This window comes from Mesorhizobium terrae (genome assembly GCF_008727715.1).
Taxonomy (GTDB): Bacteria; Pseudomonadota; Alphaproteobacteria; order Rhizobiales; family Rhizobiaceae; genus Mesorhizobium; species Mesorhizobium terrae.
Genome location: NZ_CP044218.1, coordinates 3,559,097 through 3,575,073, shown reverse-complemented (window position 1 = coordinate 3,575,073; position 15,977 = coordinate 3,559,097). Strand labels below are relative to the sequence as shown.

Sequence of the window (15,977 nt, the reverse complement as noted above, 5' to 3'; positions counted from 1 at the left end):
TTCCGATTCAGCATGAAGCCAATAGCGCTTACTTGATCGCCTTGTCGGTGATCGCCGTAGTGTAGGCGCCGGTCGGTGCCTTGGTGATGATCTTCTGGTCGAGCAATGCCTTGGCGGTACGCTCATAGGCGGCCGGGATCAGCTTGCCGTCGGCGTTGTCGACCAGCTTGGCCACTTCCTTCATCATGAACTTCTGGTGGTTTTCGTCCTGACCGCCATTTTCCACGATGATTCCAGCAGCTTCGTCGGTGTTTTCGGTGGCGTATTTCCAACCCTTCATCGAGGCGCGCACGAAACGCACCATCTTGTCCTCGAAGGCCGCGTCCTTCAGCTTGTCCTCGATCGTGTAGAGCCCGTCCTCGAGCAGATCGTTGCCCATTGCCGAATAGTTGAAAACGACCAGGTCTTCCGGCTTGTAACCGGCATCGAGCACCTGTCCGTATTCGTTGTAGGTCATCACCGAGATACAGTCAGCCTGCTTCTGGATCAGCGGCTGCACGTCGAAGCTCTGCTTGAGCACGGTGACGCCATCCGGTCCGCCTTCCGTCTTGAGGCCCAGCTTGTTCATCCAGGCATAGAACGGATATTCGTTGCCGAAGAACCAGACGCCCAGCGTGTGGCCCTTGAAGTCGGCCTCGGTCTTGATCGGCCCGTTCTTCGGGCAGACCAGTTCCATGCCGGCCTTCTTGAAAGGCTGGGCGATGTTCACCAGCCCCACGCCCTTTTCACGCGCGGCCAGGGCGCCGCCCATCCAGTCGACGATGACGTCGGCGCCACCGCCGGCAATCACCTGTTCGGGCGCGATGTCCGGGCCGCCCGGCTTGATGTCGACGTCCAGCCCTTCTTCCTTGTAGAAGCCCTTGTCCTTGGCGACATAGTAGCCGGCGAACTGTGCCTGCGTGACCCATTTAAGCTGCAGCGTCACCTTGTCGGCGGCCATCGCCTGGAAAGCCGCCAGCGACATTGCCGACGCCAGCATCGAAACCATCAGTTTTTTCATGTTCTTACCCTCTGAAGTTGAACCCAAACCCTCTTTATTCTTCTCCGCCTAGCCTCCCCGGACAGACGGATGCCAGAACGTGGCTGCTCGTTCGATGAGCGCGACCACGCCATAGAAGACCGAACCCGCAAGTGCTGCAACCGCGATTTCGGCCCAGACCATGTCGACATTCATCCTGCCGACCTCGGTCGATATCCTGAAGCCCATGCCGACCACCGGCGTGCCGAAGAATTCGGCGACGATGGCGCCGATCAGCGCCAGGGTGGAATTGATCTTCAACGCGTTGAAGATGAAGGGCGCCGCCGCCGGCAGCCTGAGCTTCGCCAGCGTCTGCCAGTAGTTCGAGGCATAGGTGCGCATCAGGTCGCGCTCCATGTGCCCGGACGCCGCCAACCCCGCCACCGTGTTCACCAGCATCGGGAAGAAGGTCATAATGATGACGACGGCCGCCTTGGAGTGCCAGTCGAAGCCGAACCACATCACCATGATCGGTGCCACGCCGATGATCGGCAGCGCCGACACCATGTTGCCTATCGGGATCAGCCCGCGTCGCAGGAAAACGAAACGATCGGCGAGAATGGCCGCAACGAAGCCCGACCCGCAGCCCAGCACATAACCGATCAGCACCGAGCGGAAGATGGTCTGGTTGACGTCGGCCCACAGCACGGGAAGCGAATTGACGATGCGCGCGCCGACCGAGCTTGGCGGCGGCAACAGGATGAACGGAATGCCGGCGCCGCGGGTAATCGCCTCCCACAACACCAGGATCCAGGCGCCGAACAGCGCCGGAATGGCGAGCTTCAGTGCCGTCGACATCCATCGTTGCGACGGCTTCATCGACGACAGCGCCGCCACGCAACGCCAGCCGAGCAGCCAGGCGGCGGCCAGCACAAGGAAATATGGCGCCAGCGCCGTGCCCTCGAAGCCGGCGATGCCACGCACCAGCAAGAACGCAGCCATGCTCGAACCGACGAACAGCGCCAAGGCTTCGAGCGCCGGCGCGAGCGCCAACATGGACAGGAGCCCGGCCGCGATGACGATCCCGTACATCAGGGCTTTTGTGCCCATGTAAGGGTAGTTGATCGTGGCCGTGGGCTGGGCCGAGGCAACTGCCTCCGGTGCGCTTATGGCGCCGAGTGCCGCCGCGACAAGGCAGAGCACGATTGCGAGTACAGCCTGCCAGGACGGTTTCAAGCCTTTCATGCCGGCCTCCCGCCCATGGCGCGGTCAACCAGGCGACCCGCCAGCCCGACCAGCGCAACCAGAAGTGCCGCCACGATCGAGCCCGCCACCAGCGCCGACCAGATGTCGATGGTCTGGCTGTAATAGGCACCGGCAAGCAATTTTGCGCCGATGCCGGCAACAGCGCCGGTCGGCAACTCGCCGACAATGGCGCCGACCAGGCTTGCCGCCACCGCCACCTTCATCGAGGCGAACAGGAACGGCACCGAGGCCGGCACCCGCAGCTTCCAGAAGGTCTGCGTGGAACTGGCGTTGTAGGTGTGCATGAGGTCGAGATGCATGAGTTCCGGCGAGCGCAGTCCCTTCACCATGCCGACCGCGACCGGGAAGAAGGAAAGATAGGTCGAAATCAGTGCCTTCGGGATCAACCCGGTGATGCCGATGGCGGCCAGCACAACGATCACCATTGGCGCGATCGCCAGAATGGGGATGGTCTGCGAGGCGATGATCCACGGCATCAGGCTGCGATCGAGCGTCGTCACATGGACGATACCGACGGCAATCGCGATGCCCAGCGCCGTGCCGAAGGCGAAGCCGAGCAGCGTCGAGGAGAGCGTCACCCAGGCATGGTAGACGAGGCTGCGATTGCTGGTGATCTTGCGTTCGAACGTGTTCTCGAAAAAGTTCTGAGCCACCTGATGTGGCGCCGGCAACGTCGGCTTCGGCTGCGACAATGTCTTGCCGATGAACTCGACCGTGCCGGGCGTGACGTTGTTGCGGCTGTCCATGTCGCGCTGGAACGGCGCGTTCATCGCCACCGCGCCGACATACCAAATGATCACGATGATCGCGAGGATCGTGGTGACCGGGATGATCTTGGAGCGAAGGGTATCCATGCTCCGTCAATCCTCGTAGGAATGGCCGGCGCGCAGCCCGTCGCGCACGCGGGCCGCGATGGCAAGAAACTCCGGCGTCTCACGAATGTTGAGCGGGCGTTCCCTCGGCAGCGTCGATTCGATCACGTCGGTGACGCGGCCGGGCCGCGGCGACATGACAACGATGCGCGTCGACAGATAGACCGCTTCCGGGATCGAGTGGGTGACGAAACAGATCGTCTTGTCGGTCGCGGCCCATAGTTGCAGCAGCTGCTCGTTCAGGTGATCGCGCACGATCTCGTCCAGCGCGCCGAACGGTTCGTCCATCAAAAGAAGATCAGCCTCGAAGGCAAGCGCGCGGGCAATCGAGGCGCGCTGCTGCATGCCACCCGACAGCTGCCAGGGATATTTCTTCTCGAAGCCGGCAAGATTGACCAGTTCCAGCGTGCGCTTGATGCGCTCGGCCTGCTCTGCCTTGGGCAGGCCGATGATCTCCAGCGGCAGCGCCACATTGCGCTCGATGGTGCGCCAGGGGAACAAGGCGGCCGCCTGGAACACATAACCATAGGCGCGCTTCTCGCGTGCCTGTTCAGGCGTCATGCCGTTGATGGTGATGGAACCGGAAGTCGGCTTCTCCAGATCGGCGATGACGCGCAGGAACGTCGTCTTACCGCAGCCCGAAGGCCCGATGAAGGAGACGAATTCACCCTTGCCGATGGTGAGATCGACATTGCTCAGCGCCTGCACCGGCCCGTCATTGGTCTGGAAGGTAAGACCGATTTTGCTTGCCGCGACGACGGCTGGCTCTACGGCGGTCATTTGCACTGCGACACTTCCCCCATGACAAAGCCGCTGTCATCGACAACGATGAGCTTCTTCTTGTTCTTCGGACTTGGCTTTAGCGTGAACTCGGCAGGCGCCTTGCCCTCCTCGCCCTCGGCCTCGCATTCAGTTTTCAAAAGCAGAGAGCCGTCGGCGTTCTGCTTGCTTTCCTTGATGGTGCAGGCGCTCGCCGCCGTAACAAAATCGGTCTTGGTGACGAGCAGCATATCCTCGGCATAGACCTGCTGGCCATCCTTGTTGATGCAGCCGGACTTGTTGCCATACGGCTTGCTGACATCAATGCCGGCCGCATGGACCGGCGCCGCCGCGAAAACCGCAGCGGCTGCGAACCAGAGGAGCGGACGCAAGCTCAAACCCCCGTCGCGGGAATGCCGGTGCGCTCGACCTTGCGCGGCGCGGTGATCTCCTTCCAGGCCGACAGCGCCCGGTTGACCGCGCCATTCGGCTCGCGCGCCACGAACTCGCCATGGCCGGCCTTGGTCTTCACCTCGGCCTCCTGGATCGTCAGTTCGCCGCGCGAGAACACGAAGCGCGGCAGGCCGGTCACCTCGTAGCCCTCGAAGACATTGTAGTCGATCACCGACTGCTGGGCCTTGGCAGAGATCGTCTTCTTGCGCTTGGGGTCCCAAACCACGATGTCGGCATCCGCGCCTTCGACGATGGCGCCCTTCCTCGGATACATGTTCAGGATCTTGGCGATGTTGGTCGAGGTCACCGCCACGAACTCGTTCATGGTCAGCCGGCCGGTGTTGACGCCGGCCGTCCACAGCACCGGCATGCGGTCTTCAAGGCCGCCGGTGCCGTTCGGGATCTTGGTGAAGTCGCCGACGCCGAAACGCTTTTGTTTGCTGGTGAAGGCGCAATGGTCGGTGGCCACCACTTGCAGGGAACCCGCCTGCAGGCCTGCCCACAGCGAATCCTGGTGCAGCTTGTTGCGGAAGGGCGGGCTCATCACGCGCCGCGCGGCATGGTCCCAGTCCTTGTTGAAATATTCGCTCTCGTCGAGCACCAGATGCTGGATCAGCGGCTCGCCATAGACGCGCATGCCCTTCTGGCGAGCGCGCCGGATCGCCTCATGCGCCTGCTCGCAGGAGGTGTGCACGACATAAAGCGGCACGCCCGCCATGTCGGCGATCATGATGGCGCGGTTGGTCGCCTCGCCCTCCACTTCCGGCGGGCGCGAATAGGCATGCGCCTCCGGCCCGTTGTTGCCGGCGGCAAGCAGCTTCTGCGAAAGGGCGGCGACGACGTCGCCATTCTCGGCATGCACAAGCGGCAGCGCGCCGAGTTCGGCGCAACGCTGGAACGACGCATACATCTCGTCATCGTCCACCATCAGCGCACCCTTATAGGCCATGAAGTGCTTGAACGAGGTGATGCCCTTGTCGACCACGGTCTTCATCTCGTTGAAGACCTGCTCGCCCCACCAGGTGATGGCCATGTGGAACGAAAAATCGCATGCCGCCCTGGAGGTCTTGTTGTCCCACATCTGCAGCGCTTCGAGCAGCGATTGCTGCGGCGCCGGCAGACAGAAATCGACCACCATGGTCGTGCCGCCGGAAAGGGCGGCGCGGGTGCCGCTTTCGAAATCGTCGGCCGAATAGGTGCCCATGAACGGCATTTCGAGATGGGTGTGCGGGTCGATGCCGCCAGGCATCACATAGCAGCCGGTGGCGTCGAACTCATGGTCGCCATGCAGGTTCTGGCCGATCGCGACGATCTTGCCGTGCTGGATCAGCACGTCGGCCTTCCAAGTCCGGTCGGCCGTGACGACGGTACCGTTCCTGATCACTCTGGTCATCGTTCTTGTTCCCTTGTTTCGTTCGCGCTTCTTGTGAGCTGCGTTCGGTATGTGATTCAGATCAGGCGACTTTGGACAATAAGTGCATCGATTTTGGCCGGGGATCGATGGCTTGTCCTCCAAAGTCGCCTTATTCGACGATCTCCGCAGTCTCCGCCACCGCGTGGAACAGCACGTCGCAACCGGCGGCGGCCCATTCCTTGGAAATGTCTTCGGCCTCGTTGTGCGACAGCCCGTCGACGCAGGGGCACATGACCATCGTCGACGGCGCCACGCGCGCTGTCCAGCAGGCGTCGTGACCGGCGCCCGAAATGATGTTCATGTGCGAATAGCCCAGCTTCTCCGCAGCGGCGCGCACGCGGGCAACCAGCGTCGGGTCGAAGGTGACGGGGTCGAAATGGCCGACCGCCTCGACCGAACAGCCGACGCCCAGTTCCTTGGCGATCCTGGCAGCTTCGGTCTCGATCGCGGCGCGCATGCGGTCGAGCTTGGCCTGTTCGGGCGAACGAATATCGACGGTGAAGATGACGGTGCCCGGCAGCACGTTGCGCGAATTGGGCGAGAACTTGACCTGGCCAACGCCGCCGACGGCGCCTGGCTGGTTGTCCATCGCCACCTTCTGTACCATCTCGAAGATGCGGGCCATGGCGAGCCCGGCATTGACGCGCATGTTCATCGGGGTCGAGCCGGTATGCGCTTCCTTGCCGACAAGTGTGAATTCGAGCCACCACAGGCCCTGGCCGTGAGTGACCACGCCGATCTGCTTGTTCTGCGCCTCGAGGATCGGCCCCTGCTCGATATGGTATTCGAAATAGGCGTGCATCTTGCGCGCGCCCACCTCTTCATCGCCGAGCCAGCCGACGCGCTTCAACTCGTCGCCAAACGTCTTGCCGTCCGGGTCCTTGCGCGAATAGGCGTAGTCCAGCGTATGGACGCCGGCAAAGACGCCGGACGCCAGCATCGCCGGCGCGAAGCGCGCGCCTTCCTCATTCGTCCAGTTGGTGACGACAACGGGGTGCTTGGTCTTGAGGCCGAGGTCGTTCAGCGTGCGGATGACCTCCAGCCCGGCGAGGACGCCAAGGACGCCGTCATACTTGCCGCCGGTCGGCTGGGTGTCGAGGTGCGAGCCGACATAGACCGGCAACGCGTTGGGATCCGTCCCTTCGCGGCGGGCAAACATGGTGCCCATCTTGTCGATGCCGGTTTCGAGCCCCGCCGCATCGCACCAGCGCTTGAACAGATGCCGCCCTTCGCCGTCCGCGTCGGTCAAGGTCTGGCGATTGTTGCCGCCAGCGACGCCCGGGCCGATCTTGGCCATCTCCATCAGGGAATCCCAAAGACGATCGGGATTGATGCGCAGATTCTCGCCGGGTGCGGCCATTACCATCCTCTCATTGTTCAGTCAGCGTTGCGGCCGGCGGTTCCCGACGCCAGCCGCAACGTTTGGCTTTTGGAGCGCCGCGCGTCCATTCGGACGCGCGGCGCTCCAACACTTTAAGTCCACGCATCGTGCTTTCCGAAAATCGATTCCGATTTTCGGATCGACGCGCTAGTCGATCGCCCTCAGCACTTCACGGACATGGTCGATCAGCTCGTTGATCTGGCCCTTGGTGATGATGAGCGGCGGCGACAGCGCAATGATGTCGCCGGTGGTGCGGATCAGCGCGCCGCGCTCATATGCCTTCACGAAAGCCTGGAAGGCGCGCTTGGTCGGCTGTCCGGCAATCGGCGCAAGCTCGATGGCGCCGATCAGGCCGATGTTGCGGATGTCGATAACATGCGGCTCGCCCTTCAGCGAATGCAGCGCATCCTCCCAATAGGGTGCGAGCTCCTCGCCGCGGGTGAGCAAGCCCTCTTCCTTGTAGGTGTCCAGCGTGCCGAGTGCCGCGGCACAGGCGATCGGATTGCCCGAATAGGTGTAGCCGTGGAAGAACTCGATCATGTGGTCCGGGCCGGTCATGAACGTGTCGTGGATTTCCTTGGTCGCGAACACCGCACCCATCGGGATGACACCGTTGGAGACACCCTTGGCGGTGGTGATGATGTCGGGCGTCACGCCGAAATAGTCGGCGGCGAACGGCGTGCCGAGACGGCCGAACCCGGTGATGACCTCATCGAAAATCAAAAGGATGCCGTGCTTGGTGCAGATTTCGCGCAGGCGCTGCAGATAACCCTTCGGCGGCAGGATGACGCCGGTGGAGCCGGCGACCGGCTCGACGATGACGGCGGCGATGGTCGAGGCGTCATGCAGCGTGACGATGCGTTCCAATTCGTCGGCGAGTTCGGCGCCATGCTCCGGCACGCCCTTGGTGAAGGCGTTCTTCTCGGGCAGATGGGTGTGCGGCATGTGGTCGACGCCAGTGAGCAGCGTGCCGAACATCTTGCGATTGTTGACGATGCCGCCGACCGAGATACCGCCGAAATTGACGCCATGATAGCCGCGCTCGCGGCCGATCAGGCGGAAGCGCGAGCCGTTACCCTTGGCGCGGTGATAGGCGATCGCCATCTTGAGCGCGGTGTCGACCGATTCCGAGCCGGAATTGGTGAAGAAGACGTGGTCCATACCTTTCGGCGCGATGTCGACCAGCCGGTTCGCCAGTTCGAACACGATCGGGTGGCCCATCTGGAAGGCCGGGGCGTAGTCGAGTTCCGCCGCCTGCTGCTGGATGGCCTCGGTGATCTTCGGCCGGCAGTGACCGGCGTTGACGCACCACAGGCCGGCAGTGCCGTCCAGGATCTTACGACCGTCCGAGGACGTGTAGTGCATGTCCTTGGCACCGACCAGCATGCGCGGCGCCTGTTTGAATTGCCGGTTTGCCGTGAACGGCATCCAGAATGCACTGAGATCGTTCGGCGTTACCTTGAGCCGATTGGACATGACCAAGCCTTTCCTTTCACTGCTTCGTTTCGGTGCGGCCAACGCTTGGTCTTCGGCGCGTTTTCGTGCTACGCAAATTTTTGACCGGATGGACAAACGTTAGCACCGCCATGAAGACGGTCAAGGGATTACTAGCGGAAATGCCGCATTTGAAGCGCGCTCCACAGCCCAGCAAAAACTGGTCCAGACAATTGGTCCAGATTACCCGGAACGCCTTGCCATTCAACGGGTGGTCCGCGCCATGAACGCCCCCGCCCCACCCCGCACCCGCATCCAGCAAGAAAAGCGCGAGCTGATCCTCGAAGCCGCGCTCGAAGTCTTCGCCATGCACGGTTTCCGCGGCTCGACCATCGACCAGATCGCGGAAGCGGCGGGCATGTCGAAACCGAACCTGCTGTATTATTTCCGGCGCAAGGAAGAGATCCACGAAACGCTGATCCAGCGCCTGCTGCAAACCTGGCTGGCGCCGCTGCGCGAGCTCGACGACATTGGCGACCCGTTGACGGAGTTGCGGTCTTACATCCGCCGCAAGCTGGAGATGGCGCGCGACTATCCCCGCGAGAGCCGGCTGTTCGCCAACGAGATCCTGCAGGGCGCGCCGCGCATCATGCCGATGCTGGAGGGCGAGCTGAAAAACCTGGTGGAGGAAAAGGCCGCCGTCATCAAGGGCTGGATGCGGGCCGGCAAGATCGCCCGCACCGACCCCTGGCACCTGATCTTCTCGATCTGGGCGACGACCCAGCATTATGCCGATTTCGACGTCCAGGTGCGCGCCGTGCTTGGTCCAGATCGTGGTGGCGAAGGCCGCTTCGAGGACGCAGCCCGCTTCCTGGAACAGCTCTTCCTCGAGGGACTGCAACCGAAAACCGGCGCGGGCTGATTCCTCCGGCCCCTATCGCCGTACAGCGGAAAGTTTCCAGAAACCGGCATTGACCTCCCGTGCAATCGTGCGAACTAATGCATGTGGGGGCATGGAGGACACTGCATGGAACAGGCTGCCACCGCCGGCGATGCCCAGCTAATCATCGCCGCGCTTGCCGGCGTTGCCGCGATCGTCATCCTGATCAGTTGGCTGAAGCTGCATCCCTTCCTGTCCCTGTCCATTGGGGCGCTCGGCGTCGGCCTCGCCGCCAATCTCGGCGCGGCCGGGTCGATAACCTCCTTCACCAAGGGCTTCGGCGCGACAATGGCCGGCGTCGGCATCCTGATGGGACTGGGTGCGATGTTCGGCAAGCTGCTGGCCGATTCGGGTGGCGCCGACCGCATTGTCGACACGCTGGTCGGCCGATCGAAGCCGCAGATGCTGCCCTGGACCATGGGACTGGTCGGCGCGATCATCGGCCTGCCGATGTTCTTCGAGATCGGCCTGGTGCTCCTGATGCCGGTGATCCTGCTGGTCAGCCAGCGATCCGGTCAATCCATCGTCAAGATCGCAATCCCGACGCTGGCCGGCCTGTCGGCCATGCATGGCCTGGTGCCGCCGCATCCCGGTCCGCTCGTCGCCGTCAGCACGCTCGGCGCCAATCTCGGCCTCACCCTCGGTCTCGGCGTACTCGTCGCCATACCGAGCGTGATCATCAGCGGTCCGATTTTCGCGACCATCGCCGATCGCTGGGTCAAGGTTCCGACCCCGCAACTGTTCGCCCCTACCGCAAGCGATCAGGCGCCCTCTACCGCTCAGCCGAGCTTCGCGACCGCCGTCACCGCCATCCTGCTGCCGGTGGTGCTGATGCTCGCCCGCGCCATCTCGGAAGTCGTCGCACCCGGTTCGAAGGCCTTTGTTCCGGCCGCCCTGCATGTGCTGGGCGAACCGCTGATTGCGCTTGGAATAGCCGTCATCGCCGGCGCACTGATGTTCCAGATGCCGAAGAAGGCGGTGGCCCACAGCCTGGAGAGCTCGCTTGGCCCCATCGCCGGCATCCTGCTCATCGTCGGCGCCGGCGGCGGCTTCAAACAGGTCCTGGTCGATACCGGCATCGGCGCCGTCATCGCCACCGCGATCAGCGGCAGCGGCCTGCCGGTCATGTTCCTGGCCTGGTTCGTCGCCGTCCTCGTGCGCGTCGCCACCGGTTCGGCCACCGTCGCAACCGTCACCGCCGCCGGCATCCTGGCGCCGGTCGCCGCCGGTCTGCCGCCGGCCCAGGGCGCTTTGATGGTGCTTGCCATCGGGTCGGGCTCGCTGTTCCTGTCGCATCTGAACGACGCCGGCTTCTGGCTGGTGAAGGGTTATCTCAACATGGACATCGGCCAGACGCTGAAGACCTGGACGCTGATGGAATGCATCATTTCCGTCTGCGGGCTAGTCGGCGTCCTCATCCTCGGGGCCTTCCTGTGAAGCCGGTCGTCGTGGTGGTAATGGGTGTCTCGGGTTCCGGCAAATCGACGATTGCCGGCCTTGTGGCGGAACGGCTACGATGGGATCTCCTCGAAGGCGACGAGCTGCATCCCAAGGCCAACATCGAGAAGATGAGCCACGGCATACCGCTTACCGATGACGACCGCCGCCCCTGGCTGGGGGCCATCGCCCGCTGGATCGACGAGCGCATCCGCACCGGCCGGCCCGCGCTCGTCACCTGCTCCTCGCTAAAGCGGTCCTATCGCGACATCCTGCGCGGCGAGAGCCAAAAGGGCGTGGTGGCCTTTGCTCTCCTCGCCGGATCGCGAGAGCTGCTGATGCAGCGCATGGGCGCGCGCAAAGGTCATTTCATGCCGGCGAGCCTGCTCGATTCGCAGATCGCGACGCTGGAACCACTGCAACCTGATGAAGCAGGCGCCGTCATCGACATCGGCGAGAGCCCGATCGAAGAGGCGGAGCAGGTCATCGACCGCTTGCGCCTCGCCTGAGAAAAGCAGCCACCGATACCAATCGCCTTGAACCTAGTCCGCACACGTGCAGAATTAGCGGGCGTGCATATGCCGTGGGGGAGGAAATAATGCGCCTGAAATTGTTCGTCGCCAGTCTGATTGTAGTCTGCTCCGGGTCGGTGCCGGCTTTCGCCGATGACACGAAAGTTCCAACTGCCGCGCAAGGCGTGTGGGCTGAGGCCGGCAAATGCAGCGGCACAACGGTCACCGTCACCGCCAACACGCTCCAATACAAAGGGCAGAAATCCCAGGCCGTCTTTTTTGCGGCGAAGGAAAGCCCGCGCGGTTACGGCGCCATCCATTACACGGAGGAAGGCAATGTCGATAACTTCGAATATGCCAACGACAAGGACCTGATGCTCTACAATCCGCAAGGGTTCGGCATGGGCAAGCCGGTGCTCTACAAGCGTTGTTCTGGCGCATCCGCATCGGCAGCTTCAAACGCAAACGCCGCGGCCGGACAGATCGAAAACCGTTGCGGCTGGCTGGCCAATCCGACACCCGGCAACTGGTGGCTGACCGACAAGGACGCAACCTGGGTGCTCGCCGCGCAGGGCGGCGCCGAAGCCACCGGCATGGACAAACTGCCGGACTTCAATCCAAAGCAATATGTGAAGTCGAACGGCAATTACGGCTATGGCTGCGCGTGCGTGAAGCTGACCACCGACCCTGCGACCAAGACAGTGAAAAGCGTAACGGGCGGTAAGACCCTTCCGCTTGTCACCTGCAGGAAAGACAAGAGCCTGCCTTCTGAAAGCAAGTTGTAGACCTCAACCGCGACGCTGGTTCAAGCATCTGTAGCGGCAAGTTCGCGTCGCGTTGCCATGTCCTGCAGCAGGTCACCCAGCTTGCCGACCGTGTCGTCCTCGTCCAGCGGCTGGTAGACCAAGATACGCATGTCGGAACCGTCGTCCGGCGACAGCGACGTGTATTCGAAACTCAGCCTCCCGGCCGTCGGGTGGTGGAAATGCTTGGTGCCCGAAAGCAGGCGCACCACATCCCGCTTCGGCCACCATTCGCGAAACGCCGGGCTGCCGACGTTCAACGTTTCGATCAGTCCGGCAAATCCCGGGTCGTCGAAATATCTGGCGCTATCCATGCGGAAATGGCCGAGCACCAATCTGGCGATGTCCTCCCAGTCCTCCATGCGCTGGCTGCGCTCGGGATTGAGGAAGGTCTGGTAGACGACGTTGCGTTCCGCCGCAGGCAGCGCGCCATAGTCGCCGAAGACGGCCGTGGCCGCGCTGTTCCAGGCCAGGACATCCCAGCGGCGGCCGATGATTTGCGCTGGCTGCAGATGGAACCCGTCGATCAGCCGCAGCAGTCTTGGACTGACCGCTTCCCGCACCGGCACGGTGCAGGTGGGCAGCGGACGACCGGCGATGATGTAGAGGTGACGCTTTTCCGGGATCGACAGTTTCAGCGTATCAGCCAGCCGCTCCAGCACTTCGGCGGAGGGTTTGACGTCGCGCCCCTGCTCCAGCCACGTATACCAGGTCGTACCGATGCCGGTCGCGATCGCCACTTCCTCACGCCGCAGGCCTGGCGTGCGCCGGCGCGCGCCTGACGGCAGCCCGATCTCCGCCGGCGTCAGCTTTTCGCGCCGCGATCGCAGGAAAGCGCCGAATTCGCGCCTGCGCGCCTCCAGGACATCGCCCATCGCAGTTCCAGTTCAGAATAGTAGTATCGATACCAGGATAACTTTGGTCCTGCCTGGCGTTTTGTCAAACGCCATCTTGCAGCCATCGGCGTCGCCGCCTGACCGGCAGCGATGGCACGAACATCAAAAAGGCCCAAGAGAAAGGCATCGAAATGAGCAAGAACCAGCATGTCATCGTCATTGGCGGCTCCTCCGGCATCGGCCTCGCCACCGCAGCGACGCTGATCGAACGCGGCTACCGCGTCACCATCGCCGGGCGCGATGCCGCAAAGCTTGACGCTGCCAACAGGCACCTCGGCGGCAAGGCTTCAGCCATAATCGCGGACTCCACGGATGCGGCTGCCTTGCGCGCCTTGTTCGACAAGGTCGGCCCCTTCGACCATCTGGTGACCACGGTCAGCAGCGGGCGCGGCCTCGGCACCTTCGCCGAACTCGATCTGGCCGACCTTTCGCAAGGCTTCATCGAGAAGGTGCAGGCACAATTGCTGTCGGCCCAGATCGCGCTGAAGACGATCCGCAAGGACGGCTCGATCACCTTTGTCTCGGCCGCGTCGGCAGCGATGAGTTCGCCGGGCATGGCCGGAGTGGCGACCGTCAACGGCGCCATGAACAGCCCCGTCGTTGCATTGGCCGCCGAACTCAAGCCACTGAGGGTCAATGCGGTGGCGCCGGGCGTCATCGACACGCCGTGGTGGAACACCTTGCCGGCGGAACAACGCAGCCAAGCTTTCGCGCATTTCGCCGGGCTCGCGCCCGCCGGTCGCATCGGCACCTCCGAGGACGTCGCCGATACCATCGCCTTCCTGATCGGCAACAGCTTCGTCACCGGTCAGCGGCTCTATTGCGACGGCGGCCTGAGCCTGGTCGCCTGACCGGCTGGGTACCTCCAACGCTCACAGCGCACCGGCGATCACCATGAGAAGACCGCCGGCCAGCGTGATGTTGACCAGGGTGAAATAGAGGTGCGGGTCGCGCTCGGCCCCTTGGAACAGGAACAGATTGTGATAGAGCGCCGTCGCCAGCACCAGGAAGACGATCAGCGCCGCCGCTGCCGGAACCGTCCAGATGCCGAGGACGAGCAGCAGCCCGCCGAAAAACTGGACCGCGAAGCCGGCGGCCATCACGGGTGCCGGCAGCAACCAGCCGTAATTGGTGGTGGCGGTCGTTCTGCGTTCGCTGAAATGGGTAAAGTTGCGGATGCCCGCAATCAGGAAGAAGCCACCGAAAACAAGGCGGCCGACCAGCATCAAGGTTTCCGCGATCATCGTCTCCCCCGGGGCGTTAAGCGGCGCTCCTGTGCTTGAAGCGCTCGCCCGACGCCTAGTCAACCTTATTGCGCGACGGAGAGCAGGGTAAGGAAGCCACCTGCCAGCGCGATATTGCCGACAAAACCGTTGATCTTGGCGGCGCGGTCCGGGCCCTGATGGTCCCAGAAATTGTGGAACATCGGCGTGGCAGCCAAGAGAAACAGAAGAAGCAGCGCCGCCGCCGGTGCGGTCCAGAAGCCTACCATCAGCAGCACGCCCGCCACGATCTGCGCGACGATGCCAAGCCACAATACGGTCGCCGCCTGCGGCACGCCGCGCGCGCCCATCATCTGCGCCAGAAATGCCATGTTCTGGATGTTGCGCAGCCCGGCGAAGACAAAAGCGCCGCCCATCAGAAAACGGCCGACAAACAGAATCTCGTTATGAAAATTGGCATGCATCGTATTGATCCCTCTTGAAAAAACAGGGCGCGGCTACCCGCGCCCTTTCTGCAAAAAATGTTCGGTTCTTATGCGGCTTTGGCGGCCGGCACCGGATGGACGGCGTGGAAGGTCACGCAGAGCCGGTTCCAGACATTGATCATGGCGACGGCAACGGTGAGCTTCACCAGTTCCTCCTTGCTGAACAGCTTGGAGCCCTTGTCGTAAAGCGCCTCCGGCACGCCGGCTTCGGCGATGTTGGTGACGGTTTCCACCCATTCGAAAGCGGCACGCTCACGCTCGCTGTAGAGCGGCGATTCCTTCCAAGCGGAGACGAGGTAGACACGCTGTTCGCTCTCGCCGTCGTCACGCGCCTCGCGGCTGTGCATGTCGACACAATAGGAACAGCCGTTGATCTGCGAAGCGCGCAGCTTGATGAGATGCAGCAACCCCTTGTCGAGGCCGCATTCGTCCACAGCCCGATTGAGGCTGATGACATATTTCATCAGCTGCGGCGCCTCGGCGAAAAAATCCATCCTGGGTTGCATGATCGGTCCTTTCACAAGTTACTGGTTACGGTTCTGAGCGGTTTTCTGCGGCCGGGCGTGGTTCACTGCGAACGCGCAGGCGGTCTGGACGACGCGCGGGTCGGCGTCGGCCATGAACTCGGCGATAATGTCGGAAAGCTTCTCCGCGGCGAGTGCCGTGCGATAGGCGCGCTCGGCACGCAGCATCGCGGCATTGATGCCGCATGGCTGAACATAGGCAGACGCGTCGATCTTGGCCGGGCCGTTGCGGCGAATCTCGCCGCAACGAAACGCCGGACGCGCGCCGTCGACGGCCAGTACGATGTCGAGCAGCGAGATCTTTTCCGGCACACGCGCCAGGCGGTATCCACCGGTCGGACCGGGTACGGATTCGAGAATGCGCGCAGCCGTCAACGCCTGCAGATGCTTCAGCAGGTAGCTGGGCGACAGGCCGAACGCTTCCGCCAAGGCAGAGGCCGGCATGGTTGCCCCGTGCTCGATCGCGGCAAGCATGGCAGTGGAGTGGATCGCCGCTTCGACGCCTTCGCTCAACTTCACGATTGCTTCTCCTTAATCATGGATATTTAATATCGTGGATATTTTTTATCGTCAATAGAGGGAGCAAAAAAGCGGTGCATCACTGCACCGCTTTTTTCGTT

18 protein-coding genes are annotated in these 15,977 nt (G+C 62.8%); 5 read left to right on the top strand and 13 right to left on the bottom strand.

Annotation, left to right across the window (positions count from 1 at the left end):
- Positions 1–28: 28 nt before the first annotated feature.
- From FZF13_RS18415 to aptA, 8 genes are all read right to left on the bottom strand, one after another.
- Positions 29–1,000, bottom strand: a complete 972-nt coding sequence (locus FZF13_RS18415; RefSeq protein ID WP_024923492.1) for an ABC transporter substrate-binding protein — start codon at positions 998–1,000, stop codon at positions 29–31.
- 48 nt (positions 1,001–1,048) lie between these two features.
- Positions 1,049–2,203 (bottom strand): ABC transporter permease, encoded by a 1,155-nt coding sequence (locus tag FZF13_RS18410; protein WP_024923493.1) that lies wholly within the window; start codon positions 2,201–2,203, stop codon positions 1,049–1,051.
- Positions 2,200–3,078, bottom strand: a complete 879-nt coding sequence (locus FZF13_RS18405; RefSeq protein ID WP_024923494.1) for an ABC transporter permease — start codon at positions 3,076–3,078, stop codon at positions 2,200–2,202. The genes FZF13_RS18410 and FZF13_RS18405 overlap by 4 nt, the downstream gene beginning before the upstream one ends.
- A gap of 6 nt (positions 3,079–3,084) precedes the next feature.
- Complete coding sequence (locus FZF13_RS18400; protein WP_150978958.1) at positions 3,085–3,876, bottom strand: ABC transporter ATP-binding protein; 792 nt, start codon at positions 3,874–3,876, stop codon at positions 3,085–3,087.
- Entirely contained in the window at positions 3,873–4,247 is a 375-nt protein-coding gene (locus FZF13_RS18395) for a hypothetical protein (RefSeq protein WP_036254268.1), read from the bottom strand. The genes FZF13_RS18400 and FZF13_RS18395 overlap by 4 nt, the downstream gene beginning before the upstream one ends.
- A gap of 2 nt (positions 4,248–4,249) precedes the next feature.
- Positions 4,250–5,701 carry a dihydropyrimidinase gene (gene hydA, locus FZF13_RS18390; RefSeq protein WP_024923497.1) on the bottom strand — a complete coding sequence of 484 codons (1,452 nt, stop codon included), beginning with the start codon at positions 5,699–5,701 and terminating at the stop codon, positions 4,250–4,252.
- 130 nt (positions 5,702–5,831) lie between these two features.
- Positions 5,832–7,082, bottom strand: a complete 1,251-nt coding sequence (locus FZF13_RS18385; RefSeq protein ID WP_024923498.1) for a Zn-dependent hydrolase — start codon at positions 7,080–7,082, stop codon at positions 5,832–5,834.
- 168 nt (positions 7,083–7,250) lie between these two features.
- Positions 7,251–8,579 carry an omega-aminotransferase AptA gene (gene aptA, locus FZF13_RS18380; RefSeq protein WP_024923499.1) on the bottom strand — a complete coding sequence of 443 codons (1,329 nt, stop codon included), beginning with the start codon at positions 8,577–8,579 and terminating at the stop codon, positions 7,251–7,253.
- Positions 8,580–8,820: 241 nt separating this feature from the next.
- Here aptA and FZF13_RS18375 point away from each other — a divergent pair, with 241 nt between their 5' ends.
- The 4 genes from FZF13_RS18375 (at position 8,821) to FZF13_RS29325 (ending at position 12,211) form a co-directional block, all read left to right on the top strand.
- Positions 8,821–9,459: a TetR family transcriptional regulator C-terminal domain-containing protein gene (locus FZF13_RS18375; protein ID WP_024923500.1), complete on the top strand. Its 639-nt coding sequence runs from the start codon at positions 8,821–8,823 to the stop codon at positions 9,457–9,459.
- A gap of 105 nt (positions 9,460–9,564) precedes the next feature.
- Complete coding sequence (locus tag FZF13_RS18370; RefSeq protein ID WP_024923501.1) at positions 9,565–10,914, top strand: GntP family permease; 1,350 nt, start codon at positions 9,565–9,567, stop codon at positions 10,912–10,914.
- On the top strand, positions 10,911–11,423 hold the full coding sequence (locus FZF13_RS18365; RefSeq protein ID WP_024923502.1) for a gluconokinase: 513 nt from the start codon (positions 10,911–10,913) through the stop codon (positions 11,421–11,423). Before FZF13_RS18370 ends, FZF13_RS18365 begins: the two co-directional genes overlap by 4 nt.
- 89 nt (positions 11,424–11,512) lie before the next feature.
- Entirely contained in the window at positions 11,513–12,211 is a 699-nt protein-coding gene (locus FZF13_RS29325; RefSeq protein WP_024923503.1) for a DUF4087 domain-containing protein, read from the top strand.
- Positions 12,212–12,231: 20 nt separating this feature from the next.
- On the opposite strand, the gene FZF13_RS18355 is transcribed toward FZF13_RS29325, so the two are convergent.
- On the bottom strand, positions 12,232–13,104 hold the full coding sequence (locus tag FZF13_RS18355; RefSeq protein WP_024923504.1) for a helix-turn-helix transcriptional regulator: 873 nt from the start codon (positions 13,102–13,104) through the stop codon (positions 12,232–12,234).
- A gap of 152 nt (positions 13,105–13,256) precedes the next feature.
- Here FZF13_RS18355 and FZF13_RS18350 point away from each other — a divergent pair, with 152 nt between their 5' ends.
- Positions 13,257–13,976 (top strand): SDR family oxidoreductase, encoded by a 720-nt coding sequence (locus tag FZF13_RS18350; RefSeq protein WP_024923505.1) that lies wholly within the window; start codon positions 13,257–13,259, stop codon positions 13,974–13,976.
- A 21-nt stretch (positions 13,977–13,997) separates the two neighbouring features.
- Here FZF13_RS18350 and FZF13_RS18345 read toward each other — a convergent pair whose 3' ends face one another.
- The 4 genes from FZF13_RS18345 to FZF13_RS18330 all read right to left on the bottom strand — a co-directional run bounded on the left by FZF13_RS18345 (position 13,998) and on the right by FZF13_RS18330 (position 15,876).
- A complete protein-coding gene (locus FZF13_RS18345; RefSeq protein ID WP_024923506.1) occupies positions 13,998–14,369 on the bottom strand; it encodes a DoxX family protein in 372 nt (123 codons plus the stop codon).
- 65 nt (positions 14,370–14,434) lie between these two features.
- Positions 14,435–14,812, bottom strand: coding sequence for a DoxX family protein (locus FZF13_RS18340; RefSeq protein ID WP_024923507.1), 378 nt, complete (start codon positions 14,810–14,812; stop codon positions 14,435–14,437).
- 68 nt (positions 14,813–14,880) lie between these two features.
- Complete coding sequence (locus FZF13_RS18335) at positions 14,881–15,339, bottom strand: carboxymuconolactone decarboxylase family protein (RefSeq protein ID WP_024923508.1); 459 nt, start codon at positions 15,337–15,339, stop codon at positions 14,881–14,883.
- 18 nt (positions 15,340–15,357) lie between these two features.
- Positions 15,358–15,876 carry an RrF2 family transcriptional regulator gene (locus tag FZF13_RS18330; RefSeq protein ID WP_024923509.1) on the bottom strand — a complete coding sequence of 173 codons (519 nt, stop codon included), beginning with the start codon at positions 15,874–15,876 and terminating at the stop codon, positions 15,358–15,360.
- Between the last annotated feature and the right edge of the window lie 101 nt (positions 15,877–15,977).

What these genes read in the sequence shown, in the direction of transcription:
- FZF13_RS18335 (WP_024923508.1), bottom strand. Translation starts at nt 15,339, where the DNA reads ATGCAACCCAGGATGGATTTTTTCGCCGAGGCGCCGCAGCTGATGAAA.
- FZF13_RS18355 (WP_024923504.1), bottom strand. Translation starts at nt 13,104, where the DNA reads ATGGGCGATGTCCTGGAGGCGCGCAGGCGCGAATTCGGCGCTTTCCTG.
- FZF13_RS18340 (WP_024923507.1), bottom strand. Translation starts at nt 14,812, where the DNA reads ATGCATGCCAATTTTCATAACGAGATTCTGTTTGTCGGCCGTTTTCTG.
- FZF13_RS18370 (WP_024923501.1), top strand. Translation starts at nt 9,565, where the DNA reads ATGGAACAGGCTGCCACCGCCGGCGATGCCCAGCTAATCATCGCCGCG.
- aptA (WP_024923499.1), bottom strand. Translation starts at nt 8,579, where the DNA reads ATGTCCAATCGGCTCAAGGTAACGCCGAACGATCTCAGTGCATTCTGG.
- FZF13_RS18400 (WP_150978958.1), bottom strand. Translation starts at nt 3,876, where the DNA reads ATGACCGCCGTAGAGCCAGCCGTCGTCGCGGCAAGCAAAATCGGTCTT.
- FZF13_RS18350 (WP_024923505.1), top strand. Translation starts at nt 13,257, where the DNA reads ATGAGCAAGAACCAGCATGTCATCGTCATTGGCGGCTCCTCCGGCATC.
- FZF13_RS18385 (WP_024923498.1), bottom strand. Translation starts at nt 7,082, where the DNA reads ATGGCCGCACCCGGCGAGAATCTGCGCATCAATCCCGATCGTCTTTGG.
- FZF13_RS18405 (WP_024923494.1), bottom strand. Translation starts at nt 3,078, where the DNA reads ATGGATACCCTTCGCTCCAAGATCATCCCGGTCACCACGATCCTCGCG.
- hydA (WP_024923497.1), bottom strand. Translation starts at nt 5,701, where the DNA reads ATGACCAGAGTGATCAGGAACGGTACCGTCGTCACGGCCGACCGGACT.
- FZF13_RS29325 (WP_024923503.1), top strand. Translation starts at nt 11,513, where the DNA reads ATGCGCCTGAAATTGTTCGTCGCCAGTCTGATTGTAGTCTGCTCCGGG.
- FZF13_RS18410 (WP_024923493.1), bottom strand. Translation starts at nt 2,203, where the DNA reads ATGAAAGGCTTGAAACCGTCCTGGCAGGCTGTACTCGCAATCGTGCTC.
- FZF13_RS18375 (WP_024923500.1), top strand. Translation starts at nt 8,821, where the DNA reads ATGAACGCCCCCGCCCCACCCCGCACCCGCATCCAGCAAGAAAAGCGC.
- FZF13_RS18415 (WP_024923492.1), bottom strand. Translation starts at nt 1,000, where the DNA reads ATGAAAAAACTGATGGTTTCGATGCTGGCGTCGGCAATGTCGCTGGCG.
- FZF13_RS18345 (WP_024923506.1), bottom strand. Translation starts at nt 14,369, where the DNA reads ATGATCGCGGAAACCTTGATGCTGGTCGGCCGCCTTGTTTTCGGTGGC.